Source organism: Dyella lutea, assembly GCF_024158035.1.
GTDB classification, from domain to species: domain Bacteria; phylum Pseudomonadota; class Gammaproteobacteria; order Xanthomonadales; family Rhodanobacteraceae; genus Dyella_A; species Dyella_A lutea.
Genome location: NZ_JAMZEK010000002.1, coordinates 552,740 through 577,703, shown reverse-complemented (window position 1 = coordinate 577,703; position 24,964 = coordinate 552,740). Strand labels below are relative to the sequence as shown.

Annotated in this window: 24 protein-coding genes; 7 read left to right on the top strand and 17 right to left on the bottom strand. The window is 68.0% G+C overall.

Features of this window, described 5'->3' with window-relative positions; translation table 11 throughout:
* Positions 1–223: 223 nt before the first annotated feature.
* The 6 genes from NC595_RS10015 to NC595_RS09990 are packed head-to-tail and all read right to left on the bottom strand — an operon-like array spanning position 224 to position 5,992.
* Entirely contained in the window at positions 224–1,468 is a 1,245-nt protein-coding gene (locus NC595_RS10015) for a cysteine desulfurase (protein ID WP_253566173.1), read from the bottom strand.
* Between the two features lie 23 nt (positions 1,469–1,491).
* On the bottom strand, positions 1,492–2,802 hold the full coding sequence (gene sufD, locus NC595_RS10010; RefSeq protein WP_253566172.1) for a Fe-S cluster assembly protein SufD: 1,311 nt from the start codon (positions 2,800–2,802) through the stop codon (positions 1,492–1,494).
* On the bottom strand, positions 2,799–3,560 hold the full coding sequence (gene sufC / locus NC595_RS10005; protein ID WP_253566171.1) for a Fe-S cluster assembly ATPase SufC: 762 nt from the start codon (positions 3,558–3,560) through the stop codon (positions 2,799–2,801). The genes sufD and sufC overlap by 4 nt, the downstream gene beginning before the upstream one ends.
* A 25-nt stretch (positions 3,561–3,585) precedes the next feature.
* Positions 3,586–4,074 carry a lysozyme inhibitor LprI family protein gene (locus NC595_RS10000; RefSeq protein WP_253566170.1) on the bottom strand — a complete coding sequence of 163 codons (489 nt, stop codon included), beginning with the start codon at positions 4,072–4,074 and terminating at the stop codon, positions 3,586–3,588.
* Positions 4,071–5,537, bottom strand: coding sequence for a Fe-S cluster assembly protein SufB (gene sufB / locus NC595_RS09995; protein WP_253566169.1), 1,467 nt, complete (start codon positions 5,535–5,537; stop codon positions 4,071–4,073). The genes NC595_RS10000 and sufB overlap by 4 nt, the downstream gene beginning before the upstream one ends.
* Positions 5,534–5,992 carry an SUF system Fe-S cluster assembly regulator gene (locus NC595_RS09990; protein ID WP_063672168.1) on the bottom strand — a complete coding sequence of 153 codons (459 nt, stop codon included), beginning with the start codon at positions 5,990–5,992 and terminating at the stop codon, positions 5,534–5,536. The genes sufB and NC595_RS09990 overlap by 4 nt, the downstream gene beginning before the upstream one ends.
* Positions 5,993–6,256: 264 nt before the next feature.
* Here NC595_RS09990 and NC595_RS09985 point away from each other — a divergent pair, with 264 nt between their 5' ends.
* Both NC595_RS09985 and NC595_RS09980 read left to right on the top strand, forming a co-directional pair.
* Positions 6,257–6,595, top strand: a complete 339-nt coding sequence (locus NC595_RS09985; protein WP_017461301.1) for a P-II family nitrogen regulator — start codon at positions 6,257–6,259, stop codon at positions 6,593–6,595.
* A complete protein-coding gene (locus NC595_RS09980) occupies positions 6,585–7,919 on the top strand; it encodes an ammonium transporter (protein WP_253566168.1) in 1,335 nt (444 codons plus the stop codon). The genes NC595_RS09985 and NC595_RS09980 overlap by 11 nt, the downstream gene beginning before the upstream one ends.
* A gap of 72 nt (positions 7,920–7,991) precedes the next feature.
* Here the strand turns inward: NC595_RS09980 and NC595_RS09975 are convergent, their stop codons facing one another.
* Both NC595_RS09975 and NC595_RS09970 read right to left on the bottom strand, forming a co-directional pair.
* Positions 7,992–9,224: a putative bifunctional diguanylate cyclase/phosphodiesterase gene (locus NC595_RS09975; protein WP_253566167.1), complete on the bottom strand. Its 1,233-nt coding sequence runs from the start codon at positions 9,222–9,224 to the stop codon at positions 7,992–7,994.
* Between the two features lie 40 nt (positions 9,225–9,264).
* A complete protein-coding gene (locus tag NC595_RS09970; RefSeq protein ID WP_253566166.1) occupies positions 9,265–10,488 on the bottom strand; it encodes an HD-GYP domain-containing protein in 1,224 nt (407 codons plus the stop codon).
* A 387-nt stretch (positions 10,489–10,875) separates the two neighbouring features.
* Here NC595_RS09970 and NC595_RS09965 point away from each other — a divergent pair, with 387 nt between their 5' ends.
* A complete protein-coding gene (locus NC595_RS09965) occupies positions 10,876–11,901 on the top strand; it encodes an aminoglycoside phosphotransferase family protein (RefSeq protein ID WP_253566165.1) in 1,026 nt (341 codons plus the stop codon).
* Positions 11,898–12,605: an N-acetylmuramate alpha-1-phosphate uridylyltransferase MurU gene (murU, locus tag NC595_RS09960; RefSeq protein WP_253566164.1), complete on the top strand. Its 708-nt coding sequence runs from the start codon at positions 11,898–11,900 to the stop codon at positions 12,603–12,605. The genes NC595_RS09965 and murU overlap by 4 nt, the downstream gene beginning before the upstream one ends.
* Here the strand turns inward: murU and motB are convergent.
* The 6 genes from motB to tgt form a co-directional block, all read right to left on the bottom strand.
* Positions 12,602–13,843, bottom strand: a complete 1,242-nt coding sequence (motB, locus tag NC595_RS09955) for a flagellar motor protein MotB (RefSeq protein WP_253566163.1) — start codon at positions 13,841–13,843, stop codon at positions 12,602–12,604. The two genes, murU and motB, sit on opposite strands and share 4 nt — an antisense overlap.
* On the bottom strand, positions 13,840–14,700 hold the full coding sequence (motA, locus tag NC595_RS09950) for a flagellar motor stator protein MotA (RefSeq protein ID WP_253566162.1): 861 nt from the start codon (positions 14,698–14,700) through the stop codon (positions 13,840–13,842). The genes motB and motA overlap by 4 nt, the downstream gene beginning before the upstream one ends.
* Before the next feature lie 165 nt (positions 14,701–14,865).
* On the bottom strand, positions 14,866–15,843 hold the full coding sequence (gene secF / locus NC595_RS09945) for a protein translocase subunit SecF (protein WP_253566161.1): 978 nt from the start codon (positions 15,841–15,843) through the stop codon (positions 14,866–14,868).
* 139 nt (positions 15,844–15,982) lie between these two features.
* Positions 15,983–17,869 carry a protein translocase subunit SecD gene (gene secD / locus NC595_RS09940; RefSeq protein ID WP_253566160.1) on the bottom strand — a complete coding sequence of 629 codons (1,887 nt, stop codon included), beginning with the start codon at positions 17,867–17,869 and terminating at the stop codon, positions 15,983–15,985.
* 83 nt (positions 17,870–17,952) lie between these two features.
* Positions 17,953–18,288 (bottom strand): preprotein translocase subunit YajC, encoded by a 336-nt coding sequence (gene yajC, locus NC595_RS09935; protein ID WP_063672189.1) that lies wholly within the window; start codon positions 18,286–18,288, stop codon positions 17,953–17,955.
* Positions 18,289–18,467: 179 nt separating this feature from the next.
* The gene (gene tgt / locus NC595_RS09930) at positions 18,468–19,592 is read right to left on the bottom strand and encodes a tRNA guanosine(34) transglycosylase Tgt (RefSeq protein WP_253566159.1); all 1,125 of its coding nucleotides are present in this window, start codon (positions 19,590–19,592) and stop codon (positions 18,468–18,470) included.
* Positions 19,593–19,687: 95 nt separating this feature from the next.
* Here tgt and tesB point away from each other — a divergent pair, with 95 nt between their 5' ends.
* The 3 genes from tesB (at position 19,688) to NC595_RS09915 (ending at position 21,784) form a co-directional block, all read left to right on the top strand.
* The gene (gene tesB / locus NC595_RS09925; protein ID WP_253566158.1) at positions 19,688–20,554 is read left to right on the top strand and encodes an acyl-CoA thioesterase II; all 867 of its coding nucleotides are present in this window, start codon (positions 19,688–19,690) and stop codon (positions 20,552–20,554) included.
* Between the two features lie 13 nt (positions 20,555–20,567).
* A complete protein-coding gene (locus NC595_RS09920; protein ID WP_253566157.1) occupies positions 20,568–20,960 on the top strand; it encodes a putative signal transducing protein in 393 nt (130 codons plus the stop codon).
* A 110-nt stretch (positions 20,961–21,070) separates the two neighbouring features.
* Complete coding sequence (locus NC595_RS09915) at positions 21,071–21,784, top strand: arginyltransferase (RefSeq protein ID WP_253566156.1); 714 nt, start codon at positions 21,071–21,073, stop codon at positions 21,782–21,784.
* 9 nt (positions 21,785–21,793) lie between these two features.
* Here NC595_RS09915 and NC595_RS09910 read toward each other — a convergent pair whose 3' ends face one another.
* Genes NC595_RS09910 through purT form a run of 3 tightly spaced genes read right to left on the bottom strand, consistent with a single transcriptional unit; the run spans position 21,794 to position 24,861 of the window.
* A complete protein-coding gene (locus tag NC595_RS09910) occupies positions 21,794–22,096 on the bottom strand; it encodes a YciI family protein (protein WP_253566155.1) in 303 nt (100 codons plus the stop codon).
* 20 nt (positions 22,097–22,116) lie between these two features.
* The gene (locus NC595_RS09905; RefSeq protein WP_253566154.1) at positions 22,117–23,625 is read right to left on the bottom strand and encodes an FMN-binding glutamate synthase family protein; all 1,509 of its coding nucleotides are present in this window, start codon (positions 23,623–23,625) and stop codon (positions 22,117–22,119) included.
* A gap of 45 nt (positions 23,626–23,670) precedes the next feature.
* The gene (gene purT, locus NC595_RS09900) at positions 23,671–24,861 is read right to left on the bottom strand and encodes a formate-dependent phosphoribosylglycinamide formyltransferase (protein WP_253566153.1); all 1,191 of its coding nucleotides are present in this window, start codon (positions 24,859–24,861) and stop codon (positions 23,671–23,673) included.
* Between the last annotated feature and the right edge of the window lie 103 nt (positions 24,862–24,964).

The following is a 24,964-nucleotide window of genomic DNA, read 5'->3' as shown; positions in this document are numbered from 1 at the left end:
TGGCGCTGCAGTTGGATCCGCCTCGGCACACAAGGCCAGGACGCCACGTTGATACCGGAAGCCCCGTGCTCGTCATCCCAGCGGAGGCTGGGATCCAGTGACTTGTGCGGGGACCAAAAAGCGGAGGCGCTGGATCCCAGCTTCCGCCGGGATGACGGTGAGGGCTATCCAGGTCAAGGGCAGCTGGAGCAACCGGCCACGTGCTGGTCGAGCGCAAGCCCCATCACATCAACAACTTGCGCACCTTCACCAGCGCCTCGACGAACGCATCCACTTCCTCACGGGTGTTGTAGAACGCCAGCGAGGCGCGCAGGGTGGCGGGCACACCGTAGAACTGCATCAACGGATGGGCGCAGTGATGGCCGGAGCGCACGGCCACGCCCTGCAGGTCGAGCAGGGTGGCCAGATCCGTTGCCTGGGCGCCTTCGACCAGGAACGAGATCACTGGCTCCTTCTCGGCCGCCTCGCCGAAGATGCGCACGCCCGGCACCTCTCGCAGGCGTTCGGTGGCGTAGGCCAGCAGCTGTTGCTCGTGGGCGTGGATCGCCTCGAAGCCGAGCGACTGGTAGTAGTCGATCGCCGCGCTCAGGCCGACGAAGCCGGCAATGTTCGGCGTGCCGGCCTCGAACTTGTGCGGCGGCTCGGCGAAGGTGGTGCCGTCGAAGCGCACCTCGCGGATCATCTCGCCGCCTCCGAAGAATGGCGGCATCGCGGCGAGGTGTTCCTTCTTCGCCCACAGTGCGCCGGTGCCGGTGGGCGAAAGCATCTTGTGGCCGGTGAGCGCGTAGAAATCGCAGCCCAGCGCCTGCACGTCGACCGGGCGATGCGGCACGGCCTGCGAACCGTCGACCAGCAGTGGGATGCCGCGCTTGCGACACTCGCGGGCGATCTCGCGCACCGGGTTCACCGTGCCCAGCACGTTGGACACATGGGTGACACAGGCCAGCTTCACCTCGGGGGTGAGCAGGTCGACGAAGCGCTCCACGATCAGCTCGCCGCGTTCGTCGATCGGCGCCGCCTTCACCGTGGCACCGGCGCGCTGGGCGACGAGCTGCCACGGCACGATGTTGGCGTGGTGCTCCATCACCGTAGTGACGATGGCGTCACCCGGCTTGAGGCGCGGCAGCGCGTAGCTGTAGGCGACCAGGTTGGTGGCCTGGGTGGTGCCGGAGGTGAGCACCAGCTCGTTGCGCGAGGTGGCATTGATGAAGGCGGCGAGCTTGTCGCGCGCGCCCTCGTAGGCGCTGGTCGCCTCCTCGCCGAGGAAATGCACGGCGCGCGAGACGTTGGCGTTGTACTCGCGGTAGAAGCGGTCCACCGCCTCGATCACCGCCGCCGGCTTATGGCTGGTGTTGGCGTTGTCGAAGTACACCAGCGGCTTGCCGTGCACCGAGCGCGACAGCAGCGGGAAGTCGGCGCGCACGCGCTGCACGTCGAAGGCGGTCGGGGTGGCGGTGGCGGCGTTCATCGGCGATCCGGTGGCGAAGAGGTTCAGGCCTGCGGCAGGTGCCGGGCCACGAGGTCGGACAGGTGCTCGCGCAGCGCCTCGTTCGGCAGGTCGTCCAGCACGGCGCGGCAGAACGCGGCGGTGAGCATGGCGCGTGCCTGCGCCTCGGGGATACCGCGCGAGCGCAGGTAGAACAGCGCGCGCGGATCGAGCTGGCCGACGGTGGCGCCGTGCGCGGCCTTCACCTCGTCGGCGTGGATCTCCAGCTCGGGCTTGGTGTCGATCTCGGCGTTGGCGGACAGCAGCAGGTTCTTGTTGCTGAGGCTGGCGTCGGTGCCGTCGGCGCCCGGCGCCACGTAGATCGCGCCGCGGAACACGCCGCGCGCGCGGCCGTCGGCGACGCCGCGCCACAGCGCCTCGGACGAGGAGTTGCGTGCGGTATGACGCACCAGCATCTGCGTGTCCGCGTGCTGGCGACCGTGCAGCACGAAGGCGCCGCGCGTCTCCAGCCGCGCGCCGTCGCCGGCCACGTCGGCCTGCAGTTCGTGGCGGCTCAGCGCGCCGCCCAGTTCCAGCGCATGCAGGGTGGCGTGCGCACCGGCGCGCAGCTGCAGGCCGGTGCGACGCACCAGGGTGCTGCCCTCGGCGGCCGACTGCAGGATCACGTGCTGCAGCCGCGCCCGCTCGCCAAGCGCGATGTCGGTGACCACGGTGCCCAGGTGGGCGTGCTCGCCATGACCCAGATGATGCTCGACGAGCGAGAGCGAAGCGCCCTCACCCAGCTCGATCACCTGGCGCAGGTGCCACATCGCGTCGCCTTCCGAGGCGGCACCGACGAAGCACAGGTGCACCGGCACCTCGATCTGCGCGCCCGCTGCGACGCGCAGCACCACACCCTCGGCGGCGAACGCCGCATTGAGCTGGGCGAACGCGTCACCCGCATCGCGGTAGGCGCGCGCCAGCGCGAAGCGCAGCGGCTCGGCGTCGCTGGCCAGCGCCTGCGAGAGCGGCTGCAGGCTCAGGCCGGCAGGCAGCGCATCGAGCGAGGACAGATCGGCGCGCAACACACCGTTGACGAACACCAGCCGCGGACCGTCGACGCCGGGCAGCGCCAGCGCCGCCGCATCGATCGCCCGCGTGGCCGCTGCCGCATCGCCGGCGGCGTAGCGGCGCTGGCCCAGCGCACGCAGCGCGGTGTACTTGAACGCTTCCACGCGCGTGTCCGGCAGGCCGGCGGCCAGGAAGGCGTCGAGGTTGTCGCGTCGTGCCGCGTCCAGCCAGGCGATGCCGCTGACCGGCAACGCCGCCTCGCGCTGCGCCTCGACGAACGGAACGGGGGCCGCGGCCTGGCTCATGCCGGGGCTCCGGCCGGTTCCTCGCGCAGCCAGGCGTAGCCCTGCGCCTCAAGCTTGAGCGCCAGCGTCTTGTCGCCGCTCTCCACGATGCGGCCATCGGCCAGCACGTGCACGAAGTCCGGCTGGATGTAGTCGAGCAGGCGCTGGTAGTGGGTGATCATCAGCACCGCGCGCTCGGGCGAGCGCTGCGCGTTGACGCCGGCGGCGACCTGCTTGAGTGCGTCGATGTCGAGCCCTGAGTCGGTCTCGTCGAGGATCGCCAGCTTCGGCTCCAGCACCGCCATCTGGAAGATCTCGTTGCGCTTCTTCTCGCCGCCGGAGAAGCCTTCGTTGACGGCGCGATGCAGCAGCTCGTCGGAGATCTGCATGTCCTTGAGCTTCTCGCGCACCCGCTTGAGGAAGGCCATGGAATCGAGCTCCTTCTCGCCGCGCGCCTTGCGCTGCGCGTTGAGCGCGGTGCGCAGGAAGTAGGTATTGTTCACGCCGGGGATTTCCACCGGGTACTGGAAGGCCAGGAACACGCCGGCGGCGGCGCGCTCCTCCGGCTCCATCGCCAGCAGGTCGACGCCGTAGAAGCTGACCGAACCGGCGGTGACCTCGTAGCCCTCGCGCCCGGACAGCACGTTGCCCAGGGTGGACTTGCCGGCGCCGTTCGGGCCCATGATGGCGTGCACCTCGCCCGGCTTCACGGTGAGGCTGAGGCCCTTGAGGATTTCCTTGCCTTCGACGCGGGCGTGGAGGTTTTCGATGATCAGCATGGCTAGGGTTTTCGCAGTAGTGGCGTCAGGGCGCCTTGGGGACGACGAACGGATGACGGACGAGATCGGGGCAAGGAGCGCTGTCCTGCTCGCCGTAGGCGTCGCCGCGCAGGTAGTCGCAAAGGCGGGCCGTCCGTTCGCGCTCGAGGCTGGCCTGGTAGAGCGCATAGGCGGCCGGAAAGGCGGTGCCGCGATCGGGACCCTCGGAATCGGCAAAGCGCGCCGCAAGGTCCGCGTCGCGATAGCTCAGCCAGGCCCGCTGCGCCTGGCGCAGCTTCGCGATCATCTTCGGGTACGCGGCCCACTTCCGCAGCACGGCCTGGTAGGTCGCGTTGAGCTCCTCATCAGCGGCCTTGCCAACACGGCCAGCGCATTGGTTCATGTCGTACTGGCTGGCTGCCTTAGCGCAAAACTTCGCAACCACCGCGTTATCAGCCGGTGGCTGGTCGGCGCGCACGGGAGCGGCCATCAACCAGGCCAGAATGACAAGCGCAACGAGCGCGACGAACCTCATCCGACGGCACCTTCCAGGGAAACTTCCAGCAGCTTCTTCGCCTCCACCGCGAACTCCATCGGCAGCTCGCGGAAGACCTGCTTGCAGAAGCCGTCGACGATCATCGACACGGCGTCTTCCTCGCCGATGCCGCGGCTGCGGCAGTAGAACAGCTGGTCGTCGGAAATCTTCGAGGTGGTCGCCTCGTGCTCGACGATCGCGGTGGGGTTCTTCACTTCCATGTAGGGGAAGGTGTGCGCGCCGCACTGCTTGCCGATCAGCAGGCTGTCGCACTGGGTGTAGTTGCGCGCGTTGTCGGCGCCCTTCTCCACCTTCACCAGGCCGCGATAGCTGTTGGAGCTCTTGCCGGCGGAGATGCCCTTGGAGACGATCTTCGACTTGGTGTCCTTGCCGAGGTGGATCATCTTGGTGCCGGTGTCGGCCTGCTGGAAATGGTGGGTGAGCGCGACGGAGTAGAACTCGCCCACCGAGCGATCGCCGCGCAGCACGCAACTGGGGTATTTCCAGGTGATCGCCGAGCCGGTTTCCACTTGGGTCCAGCTGATCTTGGAGTCGTGGCCGCGGCAGTCGCCGCGCTTGGTCACGAAGTTGTAGATGCCGCCGACGCCGTTCTCGTCGCCGGGGTACCAGTTCTGCACGGTGGAGTACTTGATGGTGGCGCGCTCCAGCGCGACCAGTTCCACCACCGCGGCGTGCAGCTGGTTCTCGTCGCGCTGCGGTGCGGTGCAGCCTTCCAAATACGAAACGTGGGCGTCGTCCTCGCAGATGATCAGCGTGCGCTCGAACTGCCCGGTGTTCATCGCGTTGATGCGGAAGTAGGTGCTCAGCTCCATCGGGCAGCGCACGCCCTTGGGCACGAACACAAACGAGCCGTCGGAGAACACCGCCGAGTTGAGCGCTGCGAAGTAGTTGTCGCCCACCGGCACCACGCTGCCCAGGTACTGCTGCACCAGCTCGGGATGCTCGCGGATCGCCTCGCTGATCGAGCAGAAGATCACGCCGGCCTCGGCCAGCTCCTTGCGGAAGGTGGTGCCCACGGAAACCGAGTCGAACACCGCGTCCACCGCCACGCCGGCCAGCTTGGCGCGCTCGTGCAACGGCACGCCGAGCTTCTCGTAGGTTTCCAGCAGCTTGGGGTCGACCTCGTCGAGCGACTTCGGCGCCTTTTTCGGCGCGGCGTAGTAGCTGATCGCCTGGTAATCCACCGCCGGCACGTTGAGCTTGGCCCAGTCCGGGGTCGGCATGGTCAGCCAGTGGCGGTAGGCCTTCAGGCGCCACTCGGTCATCCACTCCGGCTCGCCCTTGCGCGCGGAAAGCGCGCGCACGATGTCCTCGTTGAGGCCCGGCGGCAGGTAGTCGGTCTCGATGTCGGTGACGAAGCCGGCGGCGTAGCGACGGCCGAGCGCCTCGATGACCTCGGCGTTCTCCACCGGCGCGGTGGTCTCGGTGTGTTCGCTGCTCATGCGGTGGTCCTGCCCTTGATCTCGCTGATGGCGATGGTCGCCAGCGCCGGCGTGGCCGGCGGTCGAAGCATGTCGGCCAGGCTCACGCCGCGCAGGGCGTCGTCGAGCACCTGGTTGATCCGCCGCCAGCTGCCGCGCACGCCGCACTGCGACTCGCGCTCGCACTGGCCGTCGGTGCCGCACTCGGTCATGCCGATACGCCCTTCCATCGCCTCGACGATCTCGCCCAGGTTGATCTCGCCGGCCGGGCGCGCGAGGCGGTAGCCGCCGTTGACACCGCGGAACGATTCGACCAGGCCGGCGTGCCCGAGCGACTTCAGCAGCTTGCTCACCGTCGGCAGCTCCAGATGGGCTTCGTCGGCGATCTGCGCCGTGCTGAGCACATCGTCGGGATGCGCGGCGATGCAAGTCATCACCACGGTGGCGTAATCGGTAAGGCGGCTGACGCGGAGCATGACGGGAGATTCCGACAAATCAGACCAAAATGGTACGGATTACGGTCGCAACGGTCAATCCGGACACGACGTCGCAGGAATCATTGCACCATGCATGGGCAAGGCCTCGCACCGCTTTCGGGCGCGGCGACCGCATCCGCCCCTATCCTGCCCGCGCAGGTCGAGTGACAGGGCCACTTTCCGGCGCAAACCAGCGGCCAACAGGTGCTGGCACGCAATCTGCTGTGCTGCAGCAGAACCAGTCGCGAGGGGGAAGCGCACGTCATGAAGTGGATTACCGCCATCATCAAACCGTTCAAGCTCGACGAGGTGCGCGAGGCGCTGGCCGAGGCCGGCGTGCAGGGGATGACCGTGACCGAGGTGAAGGGCTTCGGCCGTCAGCACGGCCACACCGAGCTGTACCGCGGCGCCGAGTACGTGGTCGATTTCCTGCCCAAGCTGAAGATCGAGATCGCGGTCAGCGACGACCAGGCCGAGCGCGCCATCGAGGCGATCGGCACCGCCGCCCGCACCGGCAAGGTCGGCGACGGCAAGATCATGGTGTTCGATCTCGAACAGGTGATCCGCATCCGCACCCAGGAGGTCGACGCCGATGCGCTCTGACCGCCTGCTCGCCCTGCGTCGCCCGGCCGCGCTCCTCGCTGGCCTGCTGTTCGCCCTCCCCGCCTTCGCGCAAGGCGCGACACCCAAGCTCGACAGCGGCGATACCGCCTGGATGCTGACCGCCTCCATGCTGGTGCTGCTGATGACGATCCCCGGCCTGGCGCTGTTCTACGGCGGCATGGTGCGCGCCAAGAACCTGCTGTCGGTGTTGATGCAGTGCTTCGCGATCACCGCGCTGGTGACCGTGCTGTGGATGGTCTACGGCTACTCGCTGGCCTTCAGCACCGAAGGCATGCACGCCGGCCAGGTCGACCTGCACTCGGTGATCGGTGGGATGGACCGCTTCATGCTCGCCGGGCTCAAACCCGACTCGCTGTACAACACGGTGCCGGAGAGCGCGTTCGTAATGTTCCAGCTCACCTTCGCAATCATCACCCCGGCGCTGATCATCGGCGCCTTCGCCGAGCGCATGAAGTTCAGCGCCCTGCTGTGGTTCAGCGGGCTGTGGCTGACCTTCGTCTACCTGCCGATGGCGCACATGGTGTGGGGCGGCCCCGGTTCGCTGCTGGGCGACCTGGGCGTGCTGGACTTCGCCGGCGGCACCGTGGTGCACATCAACGCCGGCATCGCCGGCCTGGTGGCGTGCCTGGTGATCGGCAAGCGCAAGGGCTACCCGACCACGCCGATGCCGCCGCACAACCTCGGCTACACGGTGATCGGCGCCAGCCTGCTGTGGCTGGGCTGGTTCGGCTTCAACGCCGGCTCGGCAGTGGCCTCCAACGGCAGCGCCGGCATGGCCATGCTGGTGACCCAGATCGCTACCGCCGGTGCGGTGATCGGCTGGACCGCGGTGGAGTGGTTCGTGCACAAGCGCCCCAGCGTGCTGGGCGCGGTATCGGGCGCGGTGGCAGGTCTGGTCGCGGTAACCCCGGCCTCCGGCACCTGTGGCCCGGGCGGTGCGCTGGTGCTCGGGCTGATCGCCGGCGCGGTGTGCTTCTTTACCGCGACGAAGCTGAAGAACAAGCTCGGCTACGACGACTCGCTGGACGTGTTTGGCGTGCACGCCATCGCCGGCATCATCGGCGGCCTGCTCACCGGCCCGCTGGCGGCCGCCACGCTGGGCGGCTTCGGCAACGTCGCCTCGCTCGGTGGCCAGCTGTGGATCCAGGCCAAGGGGGTGGGCTTCACCATCGTGTGGAGCGCGGTGCTGAGCTACGCGATCCTGAAGATCCTGGATATCGCCATCGGCCTGCGCGTGGATGCCGAGCAGGAGCAGATCGGTCTGGATCTCTCGCAGCACGAAGAGAAGGCCTACAACCTTTGATCGATCCGACGCGGGACGGCCCGGCGGCCGCCCCGCATCCCGGCAGCCGGATGGCGCTGCGGACGCACAGGCCTAATGGCCGAAGCGTGTGATGAAATCGCCGGCCGGGATGGGTTCGCCCAGATAGTGCCCCTGGCCGAAGTCGCAGCCCATCTCCGTCAGCAACGCCCGCGTCGCCGGATCCTCGACGCCTTCGGCCACGGTGAGCAGATCGAGGTGGTGGGCCATGTCGATGATCGCGCGCATCAGCTTGGCGCCGCGTGCATCGCCGGCAAGCCCGCGCACCAGCGAGATGTCGATCTTCAGTTCGGTGGCGGGAAATTTCCGCAGATAGGCGATGCTGGCGTAGCCGGTGCCGAAGTCGTCGATCGCCACACCCAATCCGCGGTCGCGCAGGCGACGAAGCAGGCGCACGGTCTGCTCCAGGTCGTTCACCAGTGCCGTCTCGGTCACCTCGGCAACGATGCGCTCGGGCGCGATGCCCCAGATCTCCAGCGCGCCGATGAGCTTCTCGACCAGCCCCGGCTGGTCGAACACCCTCGGCGAGAGGTTGATCGAGAATTTCATCTCCGCTGACGGCGACAACTGCGCCGCATGGCGGAGCGTGGCGTTGATGCTCCAGTGGGTGAGCGGGCCAATTAGTCCGCTCTGTTCGGCGAACGGCACGAAGTCCGCGGGCGAGATGCCGCCGCTGGCACCGCCCGCCGGCCAGCGGGCCAGCGATTCGGCCGCGGCCACGCCGCCGTTCTGCAGGTCGAAGATCGGCTGCAGGAACACCGCCAGGCGGTTGCTCTCGATCGCATCGCGAAGCTCGCCATAGCGCACTGTCACCGGATCGCTGGCACCGTCGTGGACGGCGTGCTGTTCGCCCAGGCGCAGCGCCTCGTCCATCGCCATGTCGGCGCGCAGCAGTACCGCCTCGGGAGTCCCGCCATGATCCGGATAGAGCGCAATCCCCATCACCGGCCGGGCCCGCCACGGTTCGCCCTGACCCGCGACCGGCTGCTCGAAGGCCTGCGTGAGCCGGGTCGCCGCCAGCAGGGCGTGCTGCGCATTGCGCATGCCCGGAAGCAGCAGCGCGAAGAGATCCTCGCCGACACGCAACACGGTATCCACCGGCCGCAAGGCGACGCCGACCAGGGCGGTCACCTGTGCGACCGCCGCGTCCGCGGCGGCAAAGCCGAAACGCAGCCGGCGCTCGCGCAGCCCCTCGATCCGGAGCACGACTGCCGCCACGCGATCCTCTCCCGTCCGGGCCCGAATCGCGGCATCGAAGGCCGACAGCAACACATCGCGATTCAGCAAGCGGCGACTCCCCGTCCGCTCCGGTCGTCGGCCCCGGGCGTCATTGCAGAAACAGGTCCGTGGTATCGATGCCGTACTCGCCCGGCGCCAGGCCCCGGCGGATGTGGACCTGCGGCTTGCCCTCGGGCTGGTTCATCAGGTCCATCACCTGGAAGGTGGTCAACGCCAGCTTGTCCGGTGTGCTAAGGATCACCACGCGCGGGGTCAGCCGGCGTGCCTGGTTCTGCGCCAGCACCACCGCCACCTCGCCGGTGGTGAGCTCGACCATCGAACCGGTGGGATAGACGCCCAGGCAGACCTGGAACTGCTCGACCAGCTCGGCCTGGAACTGGGTTCCCTTGGCTGCGTAGATCGCGCGCAGGGCCTGGTGGCGGGACACCGCCGGCCGGTAGGTGTGCTCGCTGATCATCGAATGATAGGCATCGATGATCGACAGCATGCGACCGGCCAGCGGGATCTCCACGCCGGCCAGCCCGGCCGGATAGCCCTGGCCGTCGTGCCGCTCGTGGTGGGTACGGACAATGTCGATCACGTCGGCATCGCGCAGCTCCGATGCATGGAGGATGTCCAGGCCGTGGGCCACGTGCTGGCGGATCTGCTCCATCTCTTCCGCGCTCGGCCTGCCGGGATGCGTCAGCAACTCCGCCGGTACCCGCGCCTTGCCCACGTCCATCAGCAGGCCGCCTGCGGCCAGGCTGACGATGGTCTCCTCGGCGAAACCCATATGCCGGCCGAACAGCGCGGCCAGCACGCTGCAGTGGATGGCGTGGTTGTAGGAATAACTGTCGCGACGGCGCAGGCCCTCGACCCAGAAGAACGCATCGGCGCTGCGCAGCACGCTGGCGACCAGCGGGCGCACGGCCTGCTCGACGCTTTCCACCGGCAGCTCGCGCCCCTGCATCACGTCGTCGAAGACCCGGTCGACCAGGGTAGACGCCTGCTCCATCGCCTCGCGGGCGCGCGGCAGTTCCTCGGCGAAGTCCACCTCGTCGCGATAGCCGATGCGTGCCTGGAAGCGTGCCTCGGGCAGCTCGGTGCGGTTGAGGATCTTCAGCGGGACGTTGTCGATAATCACCTGCCGGCGTGCATCGACGTAGACGAAACGGCAGAGCTCGCGGAGCCTGTCGATGTCCTCCAGCGAGCGCACCTCCAGCCCCTGCAACGGGAACGGGGTCTGCTCCCATGGCAGATCGAGCCGCGAGACGTACATGCCGAGCTTGATGTCGGCGACGTCGATGCAACGTTCTTCCAGTTCAAACGCCATGACGTACACCGCGGGCGGGCCGGTGCCGCGGACCGGCCCCGGGGCACGGACCGTCCACGTTGCCCGACGATGTCGTCGCGCGCGCGACGGTCACCGGGAGACGTAGTCCGGACAGATGCGACGACAAGACCAGATGCATCGAACTCAAAGGCAGGAATTCCCTCGGCTGGCCGGCCTGCATCACCCGGGCGCTGCGGCCGCCGTCCGCCTAAGGTGGCCCACAATGCGCGCCGGTTCAAGCGGTAACGCAGCGTCGGGAAAAATCATTTCGACCATAGACTTACCGGTGATCGGCAGGAAAACGGTTTCGCAACGCCGGCGCCTCCCCGGCTTCCGCGGACGGGCGCTGACGCTAGACTGGCATTTTTCGCCCGGGCCTTGCCGCCGATGACCTCCACCGACCGCGCCAACGAACGCCTCGCCTGGCTGCGCCGCACGCTCGGCGACGACCGCCTCACGCTGGAGAGCGCATCGTCCGACGCCAGCTTCCGCAGCTACTGGCGTACCCACCACGATGGCCGCAGCTGGATCGTGATGGATTCGCCACCGGCCCTGGAGGATCCGGCGCCGTGGCTGGCGATCGGACGCCGCCTTGCCGACGCCGGACTGCATGTGCCGGCAGTGCATGAGGCCGACTTCGCGCTGGGCTTCCTGCTGATCGAGGATCTCGGCACCCGCACCTACCTGCCGGAATTGAACGAAGGCTCGGTCGAACAGCTCTACGGTGCCGCGCTCGACGCGCTGCTGCGTATCCAGACCCGCATGGGTACCGCGGACCTGGCCCAGTACGACCGTGCGTTCCTGGCCCGCGAGCTGGCGATCCTGCCGGAATGGTTCCTCGGCCGGCACCTGGGCGTGACGCCCGACGACGACGAGCTGGAAACGCTGGAGGAAGCCTTCGGCGTGCTGCTGGACAGCGCGCTGGCGCAGCCGACCGTGTTCGTGCACCGTGACTTCCACAGCCGCAACCTGCTGGTGATCGACGACGACACGCCGCTGGCCAGCCCCGGCATCATCGATTTCCAGGGCGCGCTGGCCGGCCCGATCGCCTACGACCTCGCCTCGCTGCTGCGCGACTGCTACATCGCCTGGCCGCGCGAGCGCGTCGAGGCCTGGGTCGAGGCCTATCGCGAGCGCCTGCACGGCGCCGGGCTGATCGAGGATGAGGTCGACACCGCCACCTTCCTGCGCTGGTTCGACCTGATCGGGCTGCAGCGGCACCTGAAGGTGCTGGGCATCTTCTGCCGGCTCGCCTACCGCGACGGCAAGCGCGGCTACCTGGCCGACCTGCCCCGCGTGTTCGACTACGTGATCGACATCGCCGGCAGCTACCCCGAACTGCAGCCGATGGCCGACCTGCTGGCGCGACACGTCGGCGACCGCGACCTCACCACCCATCCGGTACCCGCATGAGGCATGCGCTGATCTTCGCCGCGGGCCTGGGCGAACGCATGCGCCCGCTCACCGACCGCACCCCCAAGCCCCTGCTCGCCGTCGGCGGCAAGCCGCTGATCGTGTGGCACCTGGAAAGGCTGGCGGGGCTCGGCGTGCACTACGTGGTAATCAACACCTCGCACCTGGCCGACCAGTTTCCCGAAGCGCTGGGTGACGGCGCCCGCTGGGGCCTGCGCATCCGCTACGCGTACGAAGGAGCGACACCGCTGGAGACCGGCGGCGGCATGCTCAACGCACTGCCGCTGCTGGGGCCGGAACCGTTCCTGGCGATCAACGGCGACATCTGGACCGACCTCGATCTCGCCCGCCTGCCCGCCGAGCCGCGCGGCGTGGCGCACCTGGTGATGGTGGGCAACCCGCCGCACCATCCGACGGGCGACTTTCACCTGGACGCCGCCGGACAGCTGCACGCCCGGGGCGAGCCGCGCCTCACCTTTGCCGGCGTGGGGGTCTATCGCCGGGAGGTGCTCGATGGCTGGCAGGAGCATGCATCGGCGACCCTGCCCGGCCAGCCGCCGCGCTTTCCGCTCGCCCCCCTGCTGCGCACCGCGATGGCCCGCGCCGCAGTCGACGGCATGCATCACCGCGGGCACTGGACCGACGTAGGCACGCCCGAGCGCCTGGCCGAGCTCGAGCGGACGTTGTTCCCAGGCAGTCGCTAGGGCAATCGCGTCGTCGTTGCCGCCGCCGGGTAGCCGGCGGCCTGGATTGCACGCACCGCCGCAGGCATCGCCCCCTCCCGACCGGGCCTGACTGTCGTGGACATGCCTGCGTCCTGCACGGCCCGCACCGCGGCCGGCATCGAGGGCAGGCCCTGGGCAGCAGGCGTCGCCAGGCCGACCGGTGCCGCGTCAGCGGCAGCCCCGGTCGCGGCGGGGCGCGACTCGACCACCGTCGGTGTCGACGGTGCGGTCACCGTCATCGCCGGTGCCACCGGCGAGGCGGCAAGCGAAGCGGCGATGGCCGGGGCAGCATCCGCCGTCGGTCGGACCGAAGCGGCCGCTGCCGGCGCGCTGTCGGCCCCTTCCGGAGACTTGGCTGCCTCGGCGGCCTCGTGGGTCATCACGATGATGCTGATGCGGCGGTTGATCGCCGCACCCGGGTTGTTCCTGTCGAACGGCACCGAATCGGCCAGTCCGACCACGCGGGCGATCTTGCCGTTCTGCAGGCCACCCTCGATCAGTGCGCGCCGCGCCGCATTGGCACGATCGGCGGAAAGCTCCCAGTTGCTGTAGTCGCGGCCGTTCGAATAGGGCGCGTCGTCGGTGTGGCCGGAGATGCTGATCGGGTTCGGCACCTTGTTGATGAAGCCCGCCAGCTCGTGAAGGATGTCGACGGTGTAGTCCTTCAGCCGGGCGCTGCCGAGGTCGAACATCGGGCGGTTCTGCTTGTCCACGATCTGGATGCGCAGACCTTCGGAAGTGATGTCCAGCAGCAGCTGATCCTTAAACGGTGCCAGCGCCTGGCTCTTCTCGATGGCCGCATTCAGCTGCTTCATCAGGTCTTCCAGGCGCGCCTTCTCCTGCGCCTTGGCGAGCTTCTCCAGGTCCGCCTTGGAGGTCTGCGGCTTGGCATACCGGCGCTCGTTGCCCGGACCCTTCGGAATGTCCATCGCACCGCCCAGCTTGATCATGCTGTCGCTGGCGCCGCCGGCGCCCACCTGTCCCGGTGGTGCGACGGTGGCCTGGCCCTGCTGCATGCTGGGGTTGTTGAAGTACTCGGCGATCGCCGCCTTCTGCTGCTTGGTGCCCTGGCCGAGCAGCCACATGACCAGGAAGAACGCCATCATCGCCGTCACGAAGTCGGCATAGGCGACTTTCCAGGCCCCACCGTGGTGCCCGCCGCTGACCCGCTTGATCTTGCGGACGACGATGACTGGTTCGCTCTGGTCCTCACTCATGCCGCAGCGCCCTTGAGGTGCAGCTCGAGATCCTGGAAGCTCGGCCGGGACTGCGACGACAGCGACTTGCGCGCGAACTCCACCGCCACCTTGGGGTTGTAGCCGCGCAGGTTGGCGATCAGCGCCACCTTCACGCACTCGAATGCCTTGCTGTCCTCCTTCACCTTGGACTCCATCGCCTGCGCCAGCGGACCGATGAAGCCGTAGGCCAGCAGGATGCCGAGGAAGGTGCCGACCAGCGCGGCGGCGATGTGTTCGCCGATGGCGGAGGTGTCGCCGCCGTTGAGCGAGCCCATCGTGATCACGATGCCGAGCACCGCCGCCACGATGCCGAAGCCGGGCATCGCGTCAGCCATCTTGGCCACCGCGTGCGCCGGAGCCTCGGCTTCGTGGTGGTGGGTTTCCAGCTCGTAGTCGAGCAGCGGCTCGAGCTCGTGCGCGTTCATGCTGCCGCTGACCATCAGGCGCAGGCAGTCGGTGATGAAATCGACGAGATGGTGCTCGCGGATCAACCGCGGATACTTGGTGAAGATCGGACTCTCTTCCGGGTTCTCGATGTGCGACTCGAGTGCCAGCAGACCTTCCTTCCGCGCCACGCTGAAGATGTCGTAGAGCAGCGAGAGCAGGTCAACGTAGTCCTGTTTCTTGTACTTGGGTCCCTTGACCAGACCGATGGCGTCCTGGATCGATGCCTTGACGATCTTCGACGGATTGGCGCTGAGGAACGCGCCTAGCGCCCCACCACCGATGATCAGCAGCTCGTAAGGTTGCCACAACGCGGCGAGATGTCCGTGGGACAGCACGAAGCCGCCCACCACGGCGATGATCACGACCAGGGCACCGACGACGACAAGCATGTTCCATTCCGCCTTTGATTGAAGATGCCGTGACCCCAGCACCTTCCGTTTATCGGCGGACCCGTCGGCAAGTTGAGGCTTTCCGTGCGAACGGTTGCATGAACGTGCGCACAAAAGAAAAGCCCGGCATGAGCCGGGCTTTTCCGTTGCGGACCGCTGCGCCGATCAAGGACGGCGGGCCAGCTCCGGGTTCTCCTTGGTGACCGGCATCAGGTCCTTCTTCGACACGCCCAGCCACAGCAGGATCGGGCTGGCGACGAAGATCGAGGAGAGCGTGCCGACCACGATGCCGATCAGCATCGTCACCGCGAAACCCTCCACCGCCGGCCCGCCGATGAAGTACAGCGCGGCCATGGTGATGCCGGTGAAAAGCGAAGTGATGATGGTTCTCGACAACGTGGTGTTGATCGAGCGGTTGAGGATCTCCTCCGGCTCGGCCTTGCGCGCGGAGCGGAACAGCTCGCGGATACGGTCGAACACCACCACCTTGTCGTTGATCGAGTAACCGATCACCGCCAGCACCGAGGCCAGCACGGTCAGGTCGAACTCGCGCTGCACCAGGGCGATCACGCCCAGCGTGACCAGCACGTCGTGCACCTCGGTGACCAGCGCGGCGATCGCGAAGCGGCGCTCGAATCGCATCCACAGGTACAGGCCGATGCCGATGATCACGAAGATCGCCGCCACCGAACCGTCGCTCTTCACCTCGTCGCCCACGGCGGACGTGACGAAGCTGTGGCTGGTCATCGTCACGCCAGGCGTCTCCGCCTTCAGCGCAGCGAGCACGTCGTTGGCCACCTTGTCGGCGGCGGCGGAGCTGGTCGCGCCGGTCTTGTCCGCGGCGGCGTCGGCAGTGTCCTCCTTGGCCTGCAGGCGGATCGACATCTGCCGCGAACCGCCCAGACTCTGCACCAGCGGGTTCTCGAAACCGTGCTTCTGCAGTGCCGCGCGCACCTGGCCGACGTCGGTCGGCTGCGGATAGCTCACTTCCACCGAGATGCCGCCGGTGAAGTCCAGCGCGTAATTCAGGCCTTTGGTGAAGATCAGCCCGACCGACGCGATCATCAGCAGCGCAGCGAGGCCGATCGTGTACTTGCGGATGCCGAGGAAGTTGACGTTGGCGTTGTGATTGAAGATTTCCATGAACCATTCCTTCAAGGGGTCCCGGCCATGGATGGCCGGTCGCGCCGCGGACCCGTCCGCTGCGCGGAGCCCGGTACGGACAGGTGCCGGACCGGGCGAGTCGCCGGCCGCCCGGGACGGGCGGCCGGCGGCACAACAACTACACCGACAGCGTCTTGAGCTTGCGGTTGCCGTGGATCAGCGCGGTGATCGCGTGGGTCACCGTGACCGAGGTGAACATCGAGGTCAGGATGCCGATCAGCAGCGTGACGCCGAAGCCGCGGATCGGGCCCGAGCCCATCGTGGTCAGCGCCAGTGCGGCGATCAGGTGGGTGACGTTGGCATCGAGAATCGTTGCCCAGGCCTTCTCGTAGCCGGCGCGGATCGAGGCATGCGGCGTCGAGCCGTTGCGCAGCTCCTCGCGGATGCGCTCGCAGATCAGCACGTTGGCGTCGATCGCCATGCCGAGGGTCAGCACGATACCGGCGATGCCCGGCATGGTCAGGGTCACGCCGATCAGCGACATCACCGCGACCAGGATCACCAGGTTGAAGAACAGCGCGATGTCCGCCACCAGGCCGAACAGCTTGTAGTAGATCGCCGCGGCCAGCAGCACCAGCGCCAGGCCCAGCATCACCGCCTTGAAGCCCTTGTTGATGTTGTCCTGGCCCAGGCTCGGGCTCAGCGCCGATTCGGAAACGATGTCCACCGGCGCGGCCAGCGAACCGCCCTTGAGCAGCAGCGCCAGCTCGGAGGCCTCCTTCGGGCTGCCCAGGCCGGTGGTCTGGAAGTTCTTGCCGAACACGCCGTCGATGCGCGCGTCGCTGATCACTTCCTCGGTGACGCGCGGCGTACGCACTTCCTTGCCGTCGACGGTCTTGGTGTCGTACGTGGTCTCCACGTAGACCACCGCCATCGGCTTGCCGACGTTGTTGGTGGTGAAGTCCAGCATCCGCTTGGCGCCGGCGGCGGTCAGCGTGACATTGACCGTCGGCGTGCCGCTCTGCGGGTCGGTGCCGGAGGTGGCATTGGCCAGCTGGTCGCCGCTGACGATAAGCTGCTTGGCCACCAGCACCGGCTGGTGTGTACCGCGCATGTAGTACAGGCGCGCATTCGGCGGCACATTGCCGGTCTTCGCGGCATCCACGGCCTGCGGATCCCCCGGATAACCGATGCCGGGGTGATATTCCAGCGTGGCCACCGCGCCGATCACCTTCTTCGCCTCGGCCGGGTTCTGCATGCCGGCCAGTTCGACCACGATCTGGTTCTCGCCCTGCTGCTGGATCACCGGCTCGGACACACCCAGCGCGTTGACGCGGTTGCGCAGCGTGCTGACGTTCTGCTTGATCGCCCCCAGCGCAATCTCCTGCAGCTTCTGCGGCTTGACCGCGGCGTTGAGCATGAAGCGGTCGCCGCTGCTGTCGCCGTTGTTGACGTTGAGGTCGGGGTACTCGCTGGCGATGTCGCTGGCCGCCGCGTTGCGATCGGCATCCGAGCGCAGCGCGATGTTGATGCCGTCGCCGCGTCCCTTGACGCGCGTCACCGACTCATAGCGGATGTTCTTCTGCCGCAGCAGGCTGCGGATGTCATCCGCATAGCGCTCCTCCTGCTGGTCGATCACGCTGTTCTGGTCGACCGCCATCAGGAAGTGCACGCCACCCTGCAGGTCCAGGCCCAGCGGCATCGACTTGGCGTGGATCGCGCGCAGCCAGGCCGGCACGGTCGGTGCCAGGTTCAGCGCGACGGTGTAGTTGTTGTTGTCGCCGAGCGCGGCCTTGATCACGTCGGAGGCTTTGGCCTGCACGTCCGCGTTCGAGAAGTTGGCCACCAGGTGATCGCCGTCGATCGCCAGTCCGGTGTAGGCGATCTTCTGCGCGGCCAGTGCGTCGGCCACCTTCTGCTGCACGCTGGCATCCAGCGGTGCGCCGTGGTTCGCTTGCACCTGCACCGCCGGTACCGGCGGGAAGGCGTTGGGCAGCGCGTAGATGATGCCGAACACCAAAGCCAGCGCGACCAGCGCGTATTTCCAGCGGGGGAAATCACTCATGCCTTGCATCCATCAAAGCCACCTGCGGCGGCGGTAACGTGGAAACGGACGCGGCGCGCCCCAGGGGCGCGCCGCGCTTGTCGTCAGGAGGCCTTCAGCGAGCCCTTGGGCAGCACTTGGGAGATCGAGCCCTTCTGCACGCGCACCTTGACGTTCGGCGCGATCTCGACGGTGAGGAAGGCCTCGCCCACCTCTTCCACCCGGCCGGCGATGCCGCCGTTGGTGACCACCTCGTCGCCCTTGGCCAGCGCCGAGACCATCTGGCGATGCTCCTTCTGGCGCTTCATCTGCGGGCGGATCATCAGGAAGTACATCACGCCGAACAGCACGATCAGCGGCAGGAAGGTCAGCAGCGGGTTCGCGGCCTGGCCGGCGGCCGGGGCGGCCTGGGCGATCACGGAGGTCATGGCAAAACTCATCTGGTTGTCCCGTAAGTGACGGCGCCAGCTGCTGTTTCCGCTGAACGCCCGGTAAAAGATCCCGGATTATGCCATGCCCCCCGGGGGGCTGCACCGGAACCGGCCGACAGCCCCTCGCCGCCGGCATGCCGCTCCATGGAGCGCCAGCGGCACCGATTGGTTCCCCGACCCCGCGCCGGTCAGGTCTTCGCGCCCTGGCGCAGGGCGTAGAAGCGTGCGGTGAAATCGTCCAGCGTGCCGGCCTCGATCGCCGCGCGCAGCCCAGCCATCAGCCGCTGGTAGTGCCGCAGGTTGTGCATGGTGGCCAGCTGGCTGGCAAGGATCTCGTTGCAGCGGTCCAGGTGGCGCAGGTAGGCGCGGCTGAAGCCGTTGGCGCAGGCGTAGCAGTCGCAGCCTTCCTCGATCACCCGCGTATCCATGGCGAACTTGGCGTTGCGGATGCGCAGGGTGCCCTCGGGCACGAACAGGAAGCCGTTGCGCGCGTTGCGGGTGGGCATCACGCAGTCGAACATGTCGATGCCGCGACGCACCGCCTCGACGATGTCTTCCGGACGGCCCACGCCCATCAGGTAGCGCGGCTTGTCCGGCGGCAGCAGCGAGACGGTGAAATCCAGCGTGTGGTTGCGCTCGGCCTCCGGCTCGCCCACGGCGAGGCCACCGACCGCGTAGCCGTCGAAGCCGATGGCCACCAGGCCCTCGGCCGAGCGCCGGCGCAGCGGCTCGTACACGCTGCCCTGCACGATGCCGAACAGGTTGTTGGGGTTCTTCAGATCGTCGAACGCACGGCGCGAGCGCTCCGCCCAGCGCAGCGACAGTTCCATCGACTCGGCGGCGACCTTCTCGGTGGCCGGATACGGCGTGCACTCGTCGAAGATCATCGCGATGTCCGAGTCCAGCACGGTCTGGATCTTCATCGACACTTCGGGCGACAGGAACACCTTGGAGCCGTCCACCGGCGAGGCGAAAGTCACGCCCTCCTCGGCCAGCTTGCGCTTGTGCGCGAGCGAGAACACCTGGAAGCCGCCCGAGTCGGTGAGGATCGGCTTGTTCCAGCCGATGAACCGGTGCAGCCCGCCGAACTTCTCCACGATCTCCAGCCCGGGGCGCAGGAACAGGTGGAAGGTGTTGCCGAGAATGATCTCCGCACCGATGTCGACGATGTCGCGCGGAGTCATGGCCTTGACCGAGCCATAGGTGCCCACCGGCATGAACGCCGGGGTCTGCACCGTGCCACGGGCGAAGGTCAGCTGCCCGCGACGGGCCGCGCCGTCGGTGGCCTTGAGATCGAAAGTCAGGGAAGTCATCCGGTGCATTGTAGCCGGGCCGGGTGCAGAGCCGCCCGGTGCCGCCGGCCCGGCCGGCTATACTTGTCGGCCCACACGGCAAGCACAGGCGTCACATGCGCGAGGAACACGTCCGGGAACTGGTCGACCTGCTCGAACTGGAACGGCTCGAAGACAACCTGTTCCGCGGCCAGAGCCGGGACATCGGCACCCGCTACGTGTTCGGTGGCCAGGTGCTCGGCCAGGCGCTGTCCGCCGCCCAGCGCACGGTGGACCCGCGCCGCGAGGCGCACTCGCTGCACGCCTACTTCCTGCGCGCCGGCGACATCGAGGCGCCGATCGTCTACAACGTGGAGCGCACCCGCGACGGCGGCACGTTCTCCTCGCGCCGGGTGGTGGCGATCCAGCACGGCCAGCCGATCCTCAACGGTTCGGTTTCCTTCCAGGAGCCGGAGAAAGGTTTCGAGCACCAGACCTCGATGCCGGAAGTGCCCTCCCCGGAAGACGTCGAACCGATGCGCCACCTGTCGCCGGAGGAACTGGCCAAGTTGCCGGTGAAGCTGCAGCGGTGGCTGGGCATCGACGGGCCGTTCGAGTTCCGCCAGGTGTGGCCGCGCGACGACCTGCACCCGGTCAAGCGTCCGCCGATCCAGCACATCTGGTTCCGCCTGACCGCGCCGATCAGCGACGCGGCGATCCTGCATCGCGCGCTGCTGGCCTACGCCTCTGACTTCCATCTGATCGGCACGGCCACCCTGCCGCACGGCATCTCTTACATGACCCACAACGTGCAGATGGCCAGCCTCGACCATGCGCTGTGGTTCCACCGCCCATTCCGCGTGGACGAGTGGCTGCTGTACTCCTTCGACAGCCCCACGGCGCAGGGCGCGCGCGGCCTGGCGCGCGGACAGATCTTCACCCGCGACGGCCGGCTGGTCGCCTCGACCGCGCAGGAAGGCCTGATCCGCCTTCACGGCGACTGAGCGGAGTCCCTCCATGCGCCAGCTGTTCACCTCGCCCCACCAGGCCAACATCGACCGCCTCGTCGCCCTGCTCAGGGAGCAGGGCATCGAATGCTCGGTACAGAACCTCTCACGCTGGAACAAGCGGGCCCACCAGCGCTTCAGCTACCAGCAACAGCGCGAAAGCCGCGAACAATGGCCACAGGTATGGGTGACCCATGCCGACGACTACACCCGTGCGCGCGAACTGCTGAAGGAGATCGGCCTGGAGCCGGTGATCCGCCACGGCGACGTGTTGGCCGAGGCGCGCAATCCCTCGCCGGTGGCGCAACGCCGCGACACGGTGACCCGGGTGCGCCGGATCGTGCTGCTGGCGGTAGCCGGCGCCTTCCTGCTGGTGATGCTGCGTTACATGGGACTGCTCTGAGGCCAATGCTGGCCTCCTGACGAGGCCCCGGCGCAAACCCGGGGCGTCCCGGCCGAATCCGCCACCGGGGCGGTTGATCCGCATGCCGCGGCGCGGCATAGAATCGAGCCATGCGCTCCGAACGCGTCCGCCTGTTCCAGACCCTGCCCCATGCCTGCGGCTATTTCGCCGATCGCACGGCGCAGAACCTGGTCATCGACCCGGCTGCCCCGCAGTTGGACCAGCTGTATGGGCCGGCGCTGGAGCGCGGCTTCCGCCGGGCGGGCGGGCACCTGTACTACCCCAGTTGCCCGCAGTGCCAGGCCTGCACGCCCTGCCGCATCGACGTCGAGGGCTTCCGGCCGGACCGCGCGCAGAAGCGCTGCCTGCGCCGCAACGCGGATCTGGCCATCACCGAGTCGATCCCGGGCTACAACACCGAGCGCCACGCCCTGTACGAGCGCTACCTGCGCACCCGCCACGCCGGCGGCGGCATGGACGAGGCCGAGGCCAGCGACTTCCGCCGCTTTCTCACCGCACCGTGGAGCCCGACCCTGTTCCTGGAGTTTCGCCAGGGCACGCGGCTGCTCGGCGTGGCGGTGACCGACGTCTGCCTGACCGGCATCTCGGCCGTCTACACGTTTTTCGATCCCGAGGAGACCGCGCGCAGCCTAGGTACCTTCGCCATCCTGCAGCAGGTGGACCTGGCGCGCCGGCGCGGCATTCCCTGGCTGTACCTAGGCTTCTGGATCGAAGGCCACCCGAAGATGGACTACAAGCGGCGATTCCGTCCGCTGCAGATCCGCGGGCCGGACGGCTGGAAGCCGATGCCGGAGCAGGACTGAACGACCACCTCAGCCACGCGCGACCAGGCGCGGCATGGGCAGGATCTCCACGCTGAAGCCGATGCCCGCCTGCATGACAGGGTCGCGTTCGGCCAGCGCCTGGGGGTCGACACCGTCTTCCAGGGTGACCACACCGATACCGTAGGCTCCCCGCGGATCGGCCACCGGACCGAACGCGACCACTTTTCCCTCCGCCAGCAGGGTGCTCCAGTACGCCACGTGCTCCCGCATGGCCGCGGCTTCCGCCGCGGTCAGGGCGCCGTGACCGAAGTCCTGACGCGGCGGGAGCAACCGGAAAAGGTAGCTGGCCATGGTGACCTCCCGGCGTTGGCTCAGGGCCGGTGACCGGCCGGATAGGGGAACAGCTTCACCAGCGGCACCGAGACGCCATCGTCGCCCATCACGCGGCAGTGCGTGCGATCGAGCTGGCGCGGATCGTCCAGCCCGCAGCTGTGCGCGATGATGCCGACCTCATGCATCACGTTGCGCGCGTAGTTGGCCACCTTCTCGCGCTTGTCGGTCACCACCAGGCCGCGCTGCAGCCGCGGGTTCTGCGTGGTGATGCCGGTCGGGCAGGTGTTGCGGTTGCACTGCAGCGACTGGATGCAGCCCAGCGACAGCATGAAGCCGCGCGCCGAGTTGACGAAGTCCGCGCCCATCGCCAGCGCCCACGCCACGTCGTAGGCGGTGATGCACTTGCCCGAGCAGATCACCTTGATGCGCTCGCGCAGGCCGCGCGCGATCAGCGTGTTGACCAGCTCCGGCAGCGCCTCGCGCAGCGGCAGGCCGACGCCCTCCATCAAGGTCTGCGGTGCCGCACCGGTGCCACCCTCGGCGCCGTCGACGATGATGAAATCCGGCGCGCTCTCGATGCCGCGGCGATCGATCTCGTCGCACAGCTGCTCGATCCAGGCCATGCCTCCGAACACCGCCTTGAAGCCGGTCGGCTTGCCGGTGAGTTCGCGGATGTGCGCGGTGGCGTCCATCAGTTCGGCGACGTTGCCGATGTCCAGGTGGCGGTTCGGGCTCTGCGAATCGGTGCCGACCGGGATGCCGCGGATCGCCGCGATCTCCGGCGTCACCTTGGCCGCCGGCAGCAGGCCGCCCATGCCGGGCTTGGCCCCCTGACCGAGCTTGATCGAGACCATCTTGACCTGCCTGTGGGCGCACACCACCTTGAGCTTGTCGTCGTCCAGCCGACCGTCCGGTGTGCGCACGCCGTACTTGGCCGTGCCGATCTCGAAGACGATGTCGCAGCCGCCCTCCAGGTGGTAAGGCGCCAGCCCGCCCTCGCCGGTGTCCATCCAGATGCCGGCCTGTGCCGCGCCCTGCGACAGCGCACGCACCGCCGGCGCCGACAGCGCGCCGAAGCTCATCGCCGAGATGTTGAAGAACGCCGCGTGGTCGTACGGCTCGCGGGCGTAGGGGCCGATCCGCAGCGGCTTCGGCTTGATGTGCCGGTCGCCCAGCGCGGGAAACGGCGCGTTGACGAAGAACGGCACGCCCTCGGCATGCAGGTCGCGGGTGGAACCGAACGCGTTGGTGTTCTCGGCGTTCTTCGCCGCGCGATACACCCACACCCGCTCGGCGCGGTTGAACGGCAGCTCCTCGCGATCGCTGGAATACAGGTACTGGCGGAAGAACTCGCCCAGGCGCAGGAAGCCGTAGCGGAAGTGCCCGATCACCGGGAAGTTGCGCAACACCGAATTGGACGTCTGGTTGCGATCAACGAACCAGGTCACCAGCACCACCAGCACCGCCGCCACCAGCAGCAGCAGGGTCAGCGCGGCGAACACCTCCACCACCACGACCAGCCAATGCGCGAATCCAGACGTCTCCATCCCTGCCTCCGTTGTCTTGCGTGGGTTTGTGTGGGGTGTGTGCGATCAGTCCTGCAGCAACTCCACCTTGAGCGCCGCGGCCGCACGGATCGCCTTGGCCTTGGCCGCCTCGATGCTCTTGTCGCAGGCCAGCGTCACCGCCATGCGCCGGCGGCCCTTCACCGCCGGCTTGCCGAACAGGCGCAGTTGCGTGTCCGGCTCGGCCAGCGCCTCGGCCACGCCGAAGTATTGCGGTGCCACGCCTTCGCCCTCCACCAGCTTCGCGCAGGACGCGGACGGACCGAGCTGGCGAATCGCCGGCACCGGCAGACCGAGGATGGCGCGCGCATGCAGGGCGAACTCGGACAGATCCTGCGAGATCAGCGTGACCAGACCGGTGTCGTGCGGACGCGGGCTGACCTCGGAGAAGATCACCGCGTCGCCCTTGACGAAGAACTCCACGCCGAACACGCCCCAACCGCCCAGCGCGGCGGTGATCGCCGCGGCCTGACGCTGCGCCTCGGCCAGTGCCGCGTCGCTCATCGGCTGCGGCTGCCAGGACTCGCGGTAGTCGCCGTCTTCCTGGCGGTGGCCGATCGGCGCGCAGAAACTGGTGCCGTCGCGGTGGCGCACGGTCAGCAGGGTGATCTCGTAGTCGAAATCGACGAAGCCCTCGACGATCACCCGACCCTTGCCGGCGCGACCGCCGGACTGGGCATAGTCCCAGGCGACCTGCAGCTGCGGGGCGTCGCGCACCACGCTCTGGCCCTTGCCGGACGAGCTCATCACCGGCTTGACCACGAACGGAAAGCCCAGCGCCTCGGCGGCGGCGCGATACTGCGCCTCGTCGTCGCAGAAACGGTAGGGCGAGGTCGGCAGCTGCAGCTCTTCGGCGGCCAGCCGGCGGATGCCCTCGCGATCCATCGTCAGCCACGCCGCGCGCGCGGTCGGTATCACCTTCAGCCCGCCCTGCTCCAGTTCCACCAGGGTCGGCGTGTGGATCGCCTCGATCTCCGGCACCACCAGGTCCGGCTGCTCGGCCTCGATCACCGCACGCAGGGCCGCACCATCGAGCATGTCGATCACGTGGCTGCGATGCGCCACCTGCATCGCCGGCGCATCGGCGTAGCGGTCCACCGCGATCACCTCCACCGCGAAACGCTGCAGTTCGATCGCCACCTCCTTGCCCAGCTCACCGGAACCGAGCAGGAGCACGCGCAGCGCGCGGCGGGAAAGAGGTGTACCGAACGGCTTCATGGGGCGATCTCCAGGCAGGGGCGGCCCCGCATTCTAATGCCCGCTGCACCGCGCATTGACGGATCCGGCACGACACGCTCCACTGGCCGTACCGTTCGGCCCA

Excerpts from the sequence above, each read along its gene's own strand:
- NC595_RS10000 (WP_253566170.1), bottom strand. The coding sequence starts at position 4,074 with ATGAGGTTCGTCGCGCTCGTTGCGCTTGTCATTCTGGCCTGGTTGATG.
- NC595_RS09915 (WP_253566156.1), top strand. The coding sequence starts at position 21,071 with ATGCGCTCCGAACGCGTCCGCCTGTTCCAGACCCTGCCCCATGCCTGC.
- motB (WP_253566163.1), bottom strand. The coding sequence starts at position 13,843 with ATGAGTGAGGACCAGAGCGAACCAGTCATCGTCGTCCGCAAGATCAAG.
- yajC (WP_063672189.1), bottom strand. The coding sequence starts at position 18,288 with ATGAGTTTTGCCATGACCTCCGTGATCGCCCAGGCCGCCCCGGCCGCC.
- tgt (WP_253566159.1), bottom strand. The coding sequence starts at position 19,592 with ATGACTTCCCTGACTTTCGATCTCAAGGCCACCGACGGCGCGGCCCGT.
- NC595_RS09905 (WP_253566154.1), bottom strand. The coding sequence starts at position 23,625 with ATGGAGACGTCTGGATTCGCGCATTGGCTGGTCGTGGTGGTGGAGGTG.
- NC595_RS09920 (WP_253566157.1), top strand. The coding sequence starts at position 20,568 with ATGCGCCAGCTGTTCACCTCGCCCCACCAGGCCAACATCGACCGCCTC.
- NC595_RS09970 (WP_253566166.1), bottom strand. The coding sequence starts at position 10,488 with ATGGCGTTTGAACTGGAAGAACGTTGCATCGACGTCGCCGACATCAAG.
- secF (WP_253566161.1), bottom strand. The coding sequence starts at position 15,843 with ATGGAAATCTTCAATCACAACGCCAACGTCAACTTCCTCGGCATCCGC.
- purT (WP_253566153.1), bottom strand. The coding sequence starts at position 24,861 with ATGAAGCCGTTCGGTACACCTCTTTCCCGCCGCGCGCTGCGCGTGCTC.
- NC595_RS09985 (WP_017461301.1), top strand. The coding sequence starts at position 6,257 with ATGAAGTGGATTACCGCCATCATCAAACCGTTCAAGCTCGACGAGGTG.
- NC595_RS09965 (WP_253566165.1), top strand. The coding sequence starts at position 10,876 with ATGACCTCCACCGACCGCGCCAACGAACGCCTCGCCTGGCTGCGCCGC.
- NC595_RS10015 (WP_253566173.1), bottom strand. The coding sequence starts at position 1,468 with ATGAACGCCGCCACCGCCACCCCGACCGCCTTCGACGTGCAGCGCGTG.
- sufD (WP_253566172.1), bottom strand. The coding sequence starts at position 2,802 with ATGAGCCAGGCCGCGGCCCCCGTTCCGTTCGTCGAGGCGCAGCGCGAG.
- murU (WP_253566164.1), top strand. The coding sequence starts at position 11,898 with ATGAGGCATGCGCTGATCTTCGCCGCGGGCCTGGGCGAACGCATGCGC.
- motA (WP_253566162.1), bottom strand. The coding sequence starts at position 14,700 with ATGCTTGTCGTCGTCGGTGCCCTGGTCGTGATCATCGCCGTGGTGGGC.
- NC595_RS09910 (WP_253566155.1), bottom strand. The coding sequence starts at position 22,096 with ATGGCCAGCTACCTTTTCCGGTTGCTCCCGCCGCGTCAGGACTTCGGT.
- NC595_RS09990 (WP_063672168.1), bottom strand. The coding sequence starts at position 5,992 with ATGCTCCGCGTCAGCCGCCTTACCGATTACGCCACCGTGGTGATGACT.
- sufB (WP_253566169.1), bottom strand. The coding sequence starts at position 5,537 with ATGAGCAGCGAACACACCGAGACCACCGCGCCGGTGGAGAACGCCGAG.
- sufC (WP_253566171.1), bottom strand. The coding sequence starts at position 3,560 with ATGCTGATCATCGAAAACCTCCACGCCCGCGTCGAAGGCAAGGAAATC.
- NC595_RS09980 (WP_253566168.1), top strand. The coding sequence starts at position 6,585 with ATGCGCTCTGACCGCCTGCTCGCCCTGCGTCGCCCGGCCGCGCTCCTC.
- tesB (WP_253566158.1), top strand. The coding sequence starts at position 19,688 with ATGCGCGAGGAACACGTCCGGGAACTGGTCGACCTGCTCGAACTGGAA.
- secD (WP_253566160.1), bottom strand. The coding sequence starts at position 17,869 with ATGAGTGATTTCCCCCGCTGGAAATACGCGCTGGTCGCGCTGGCTTTG.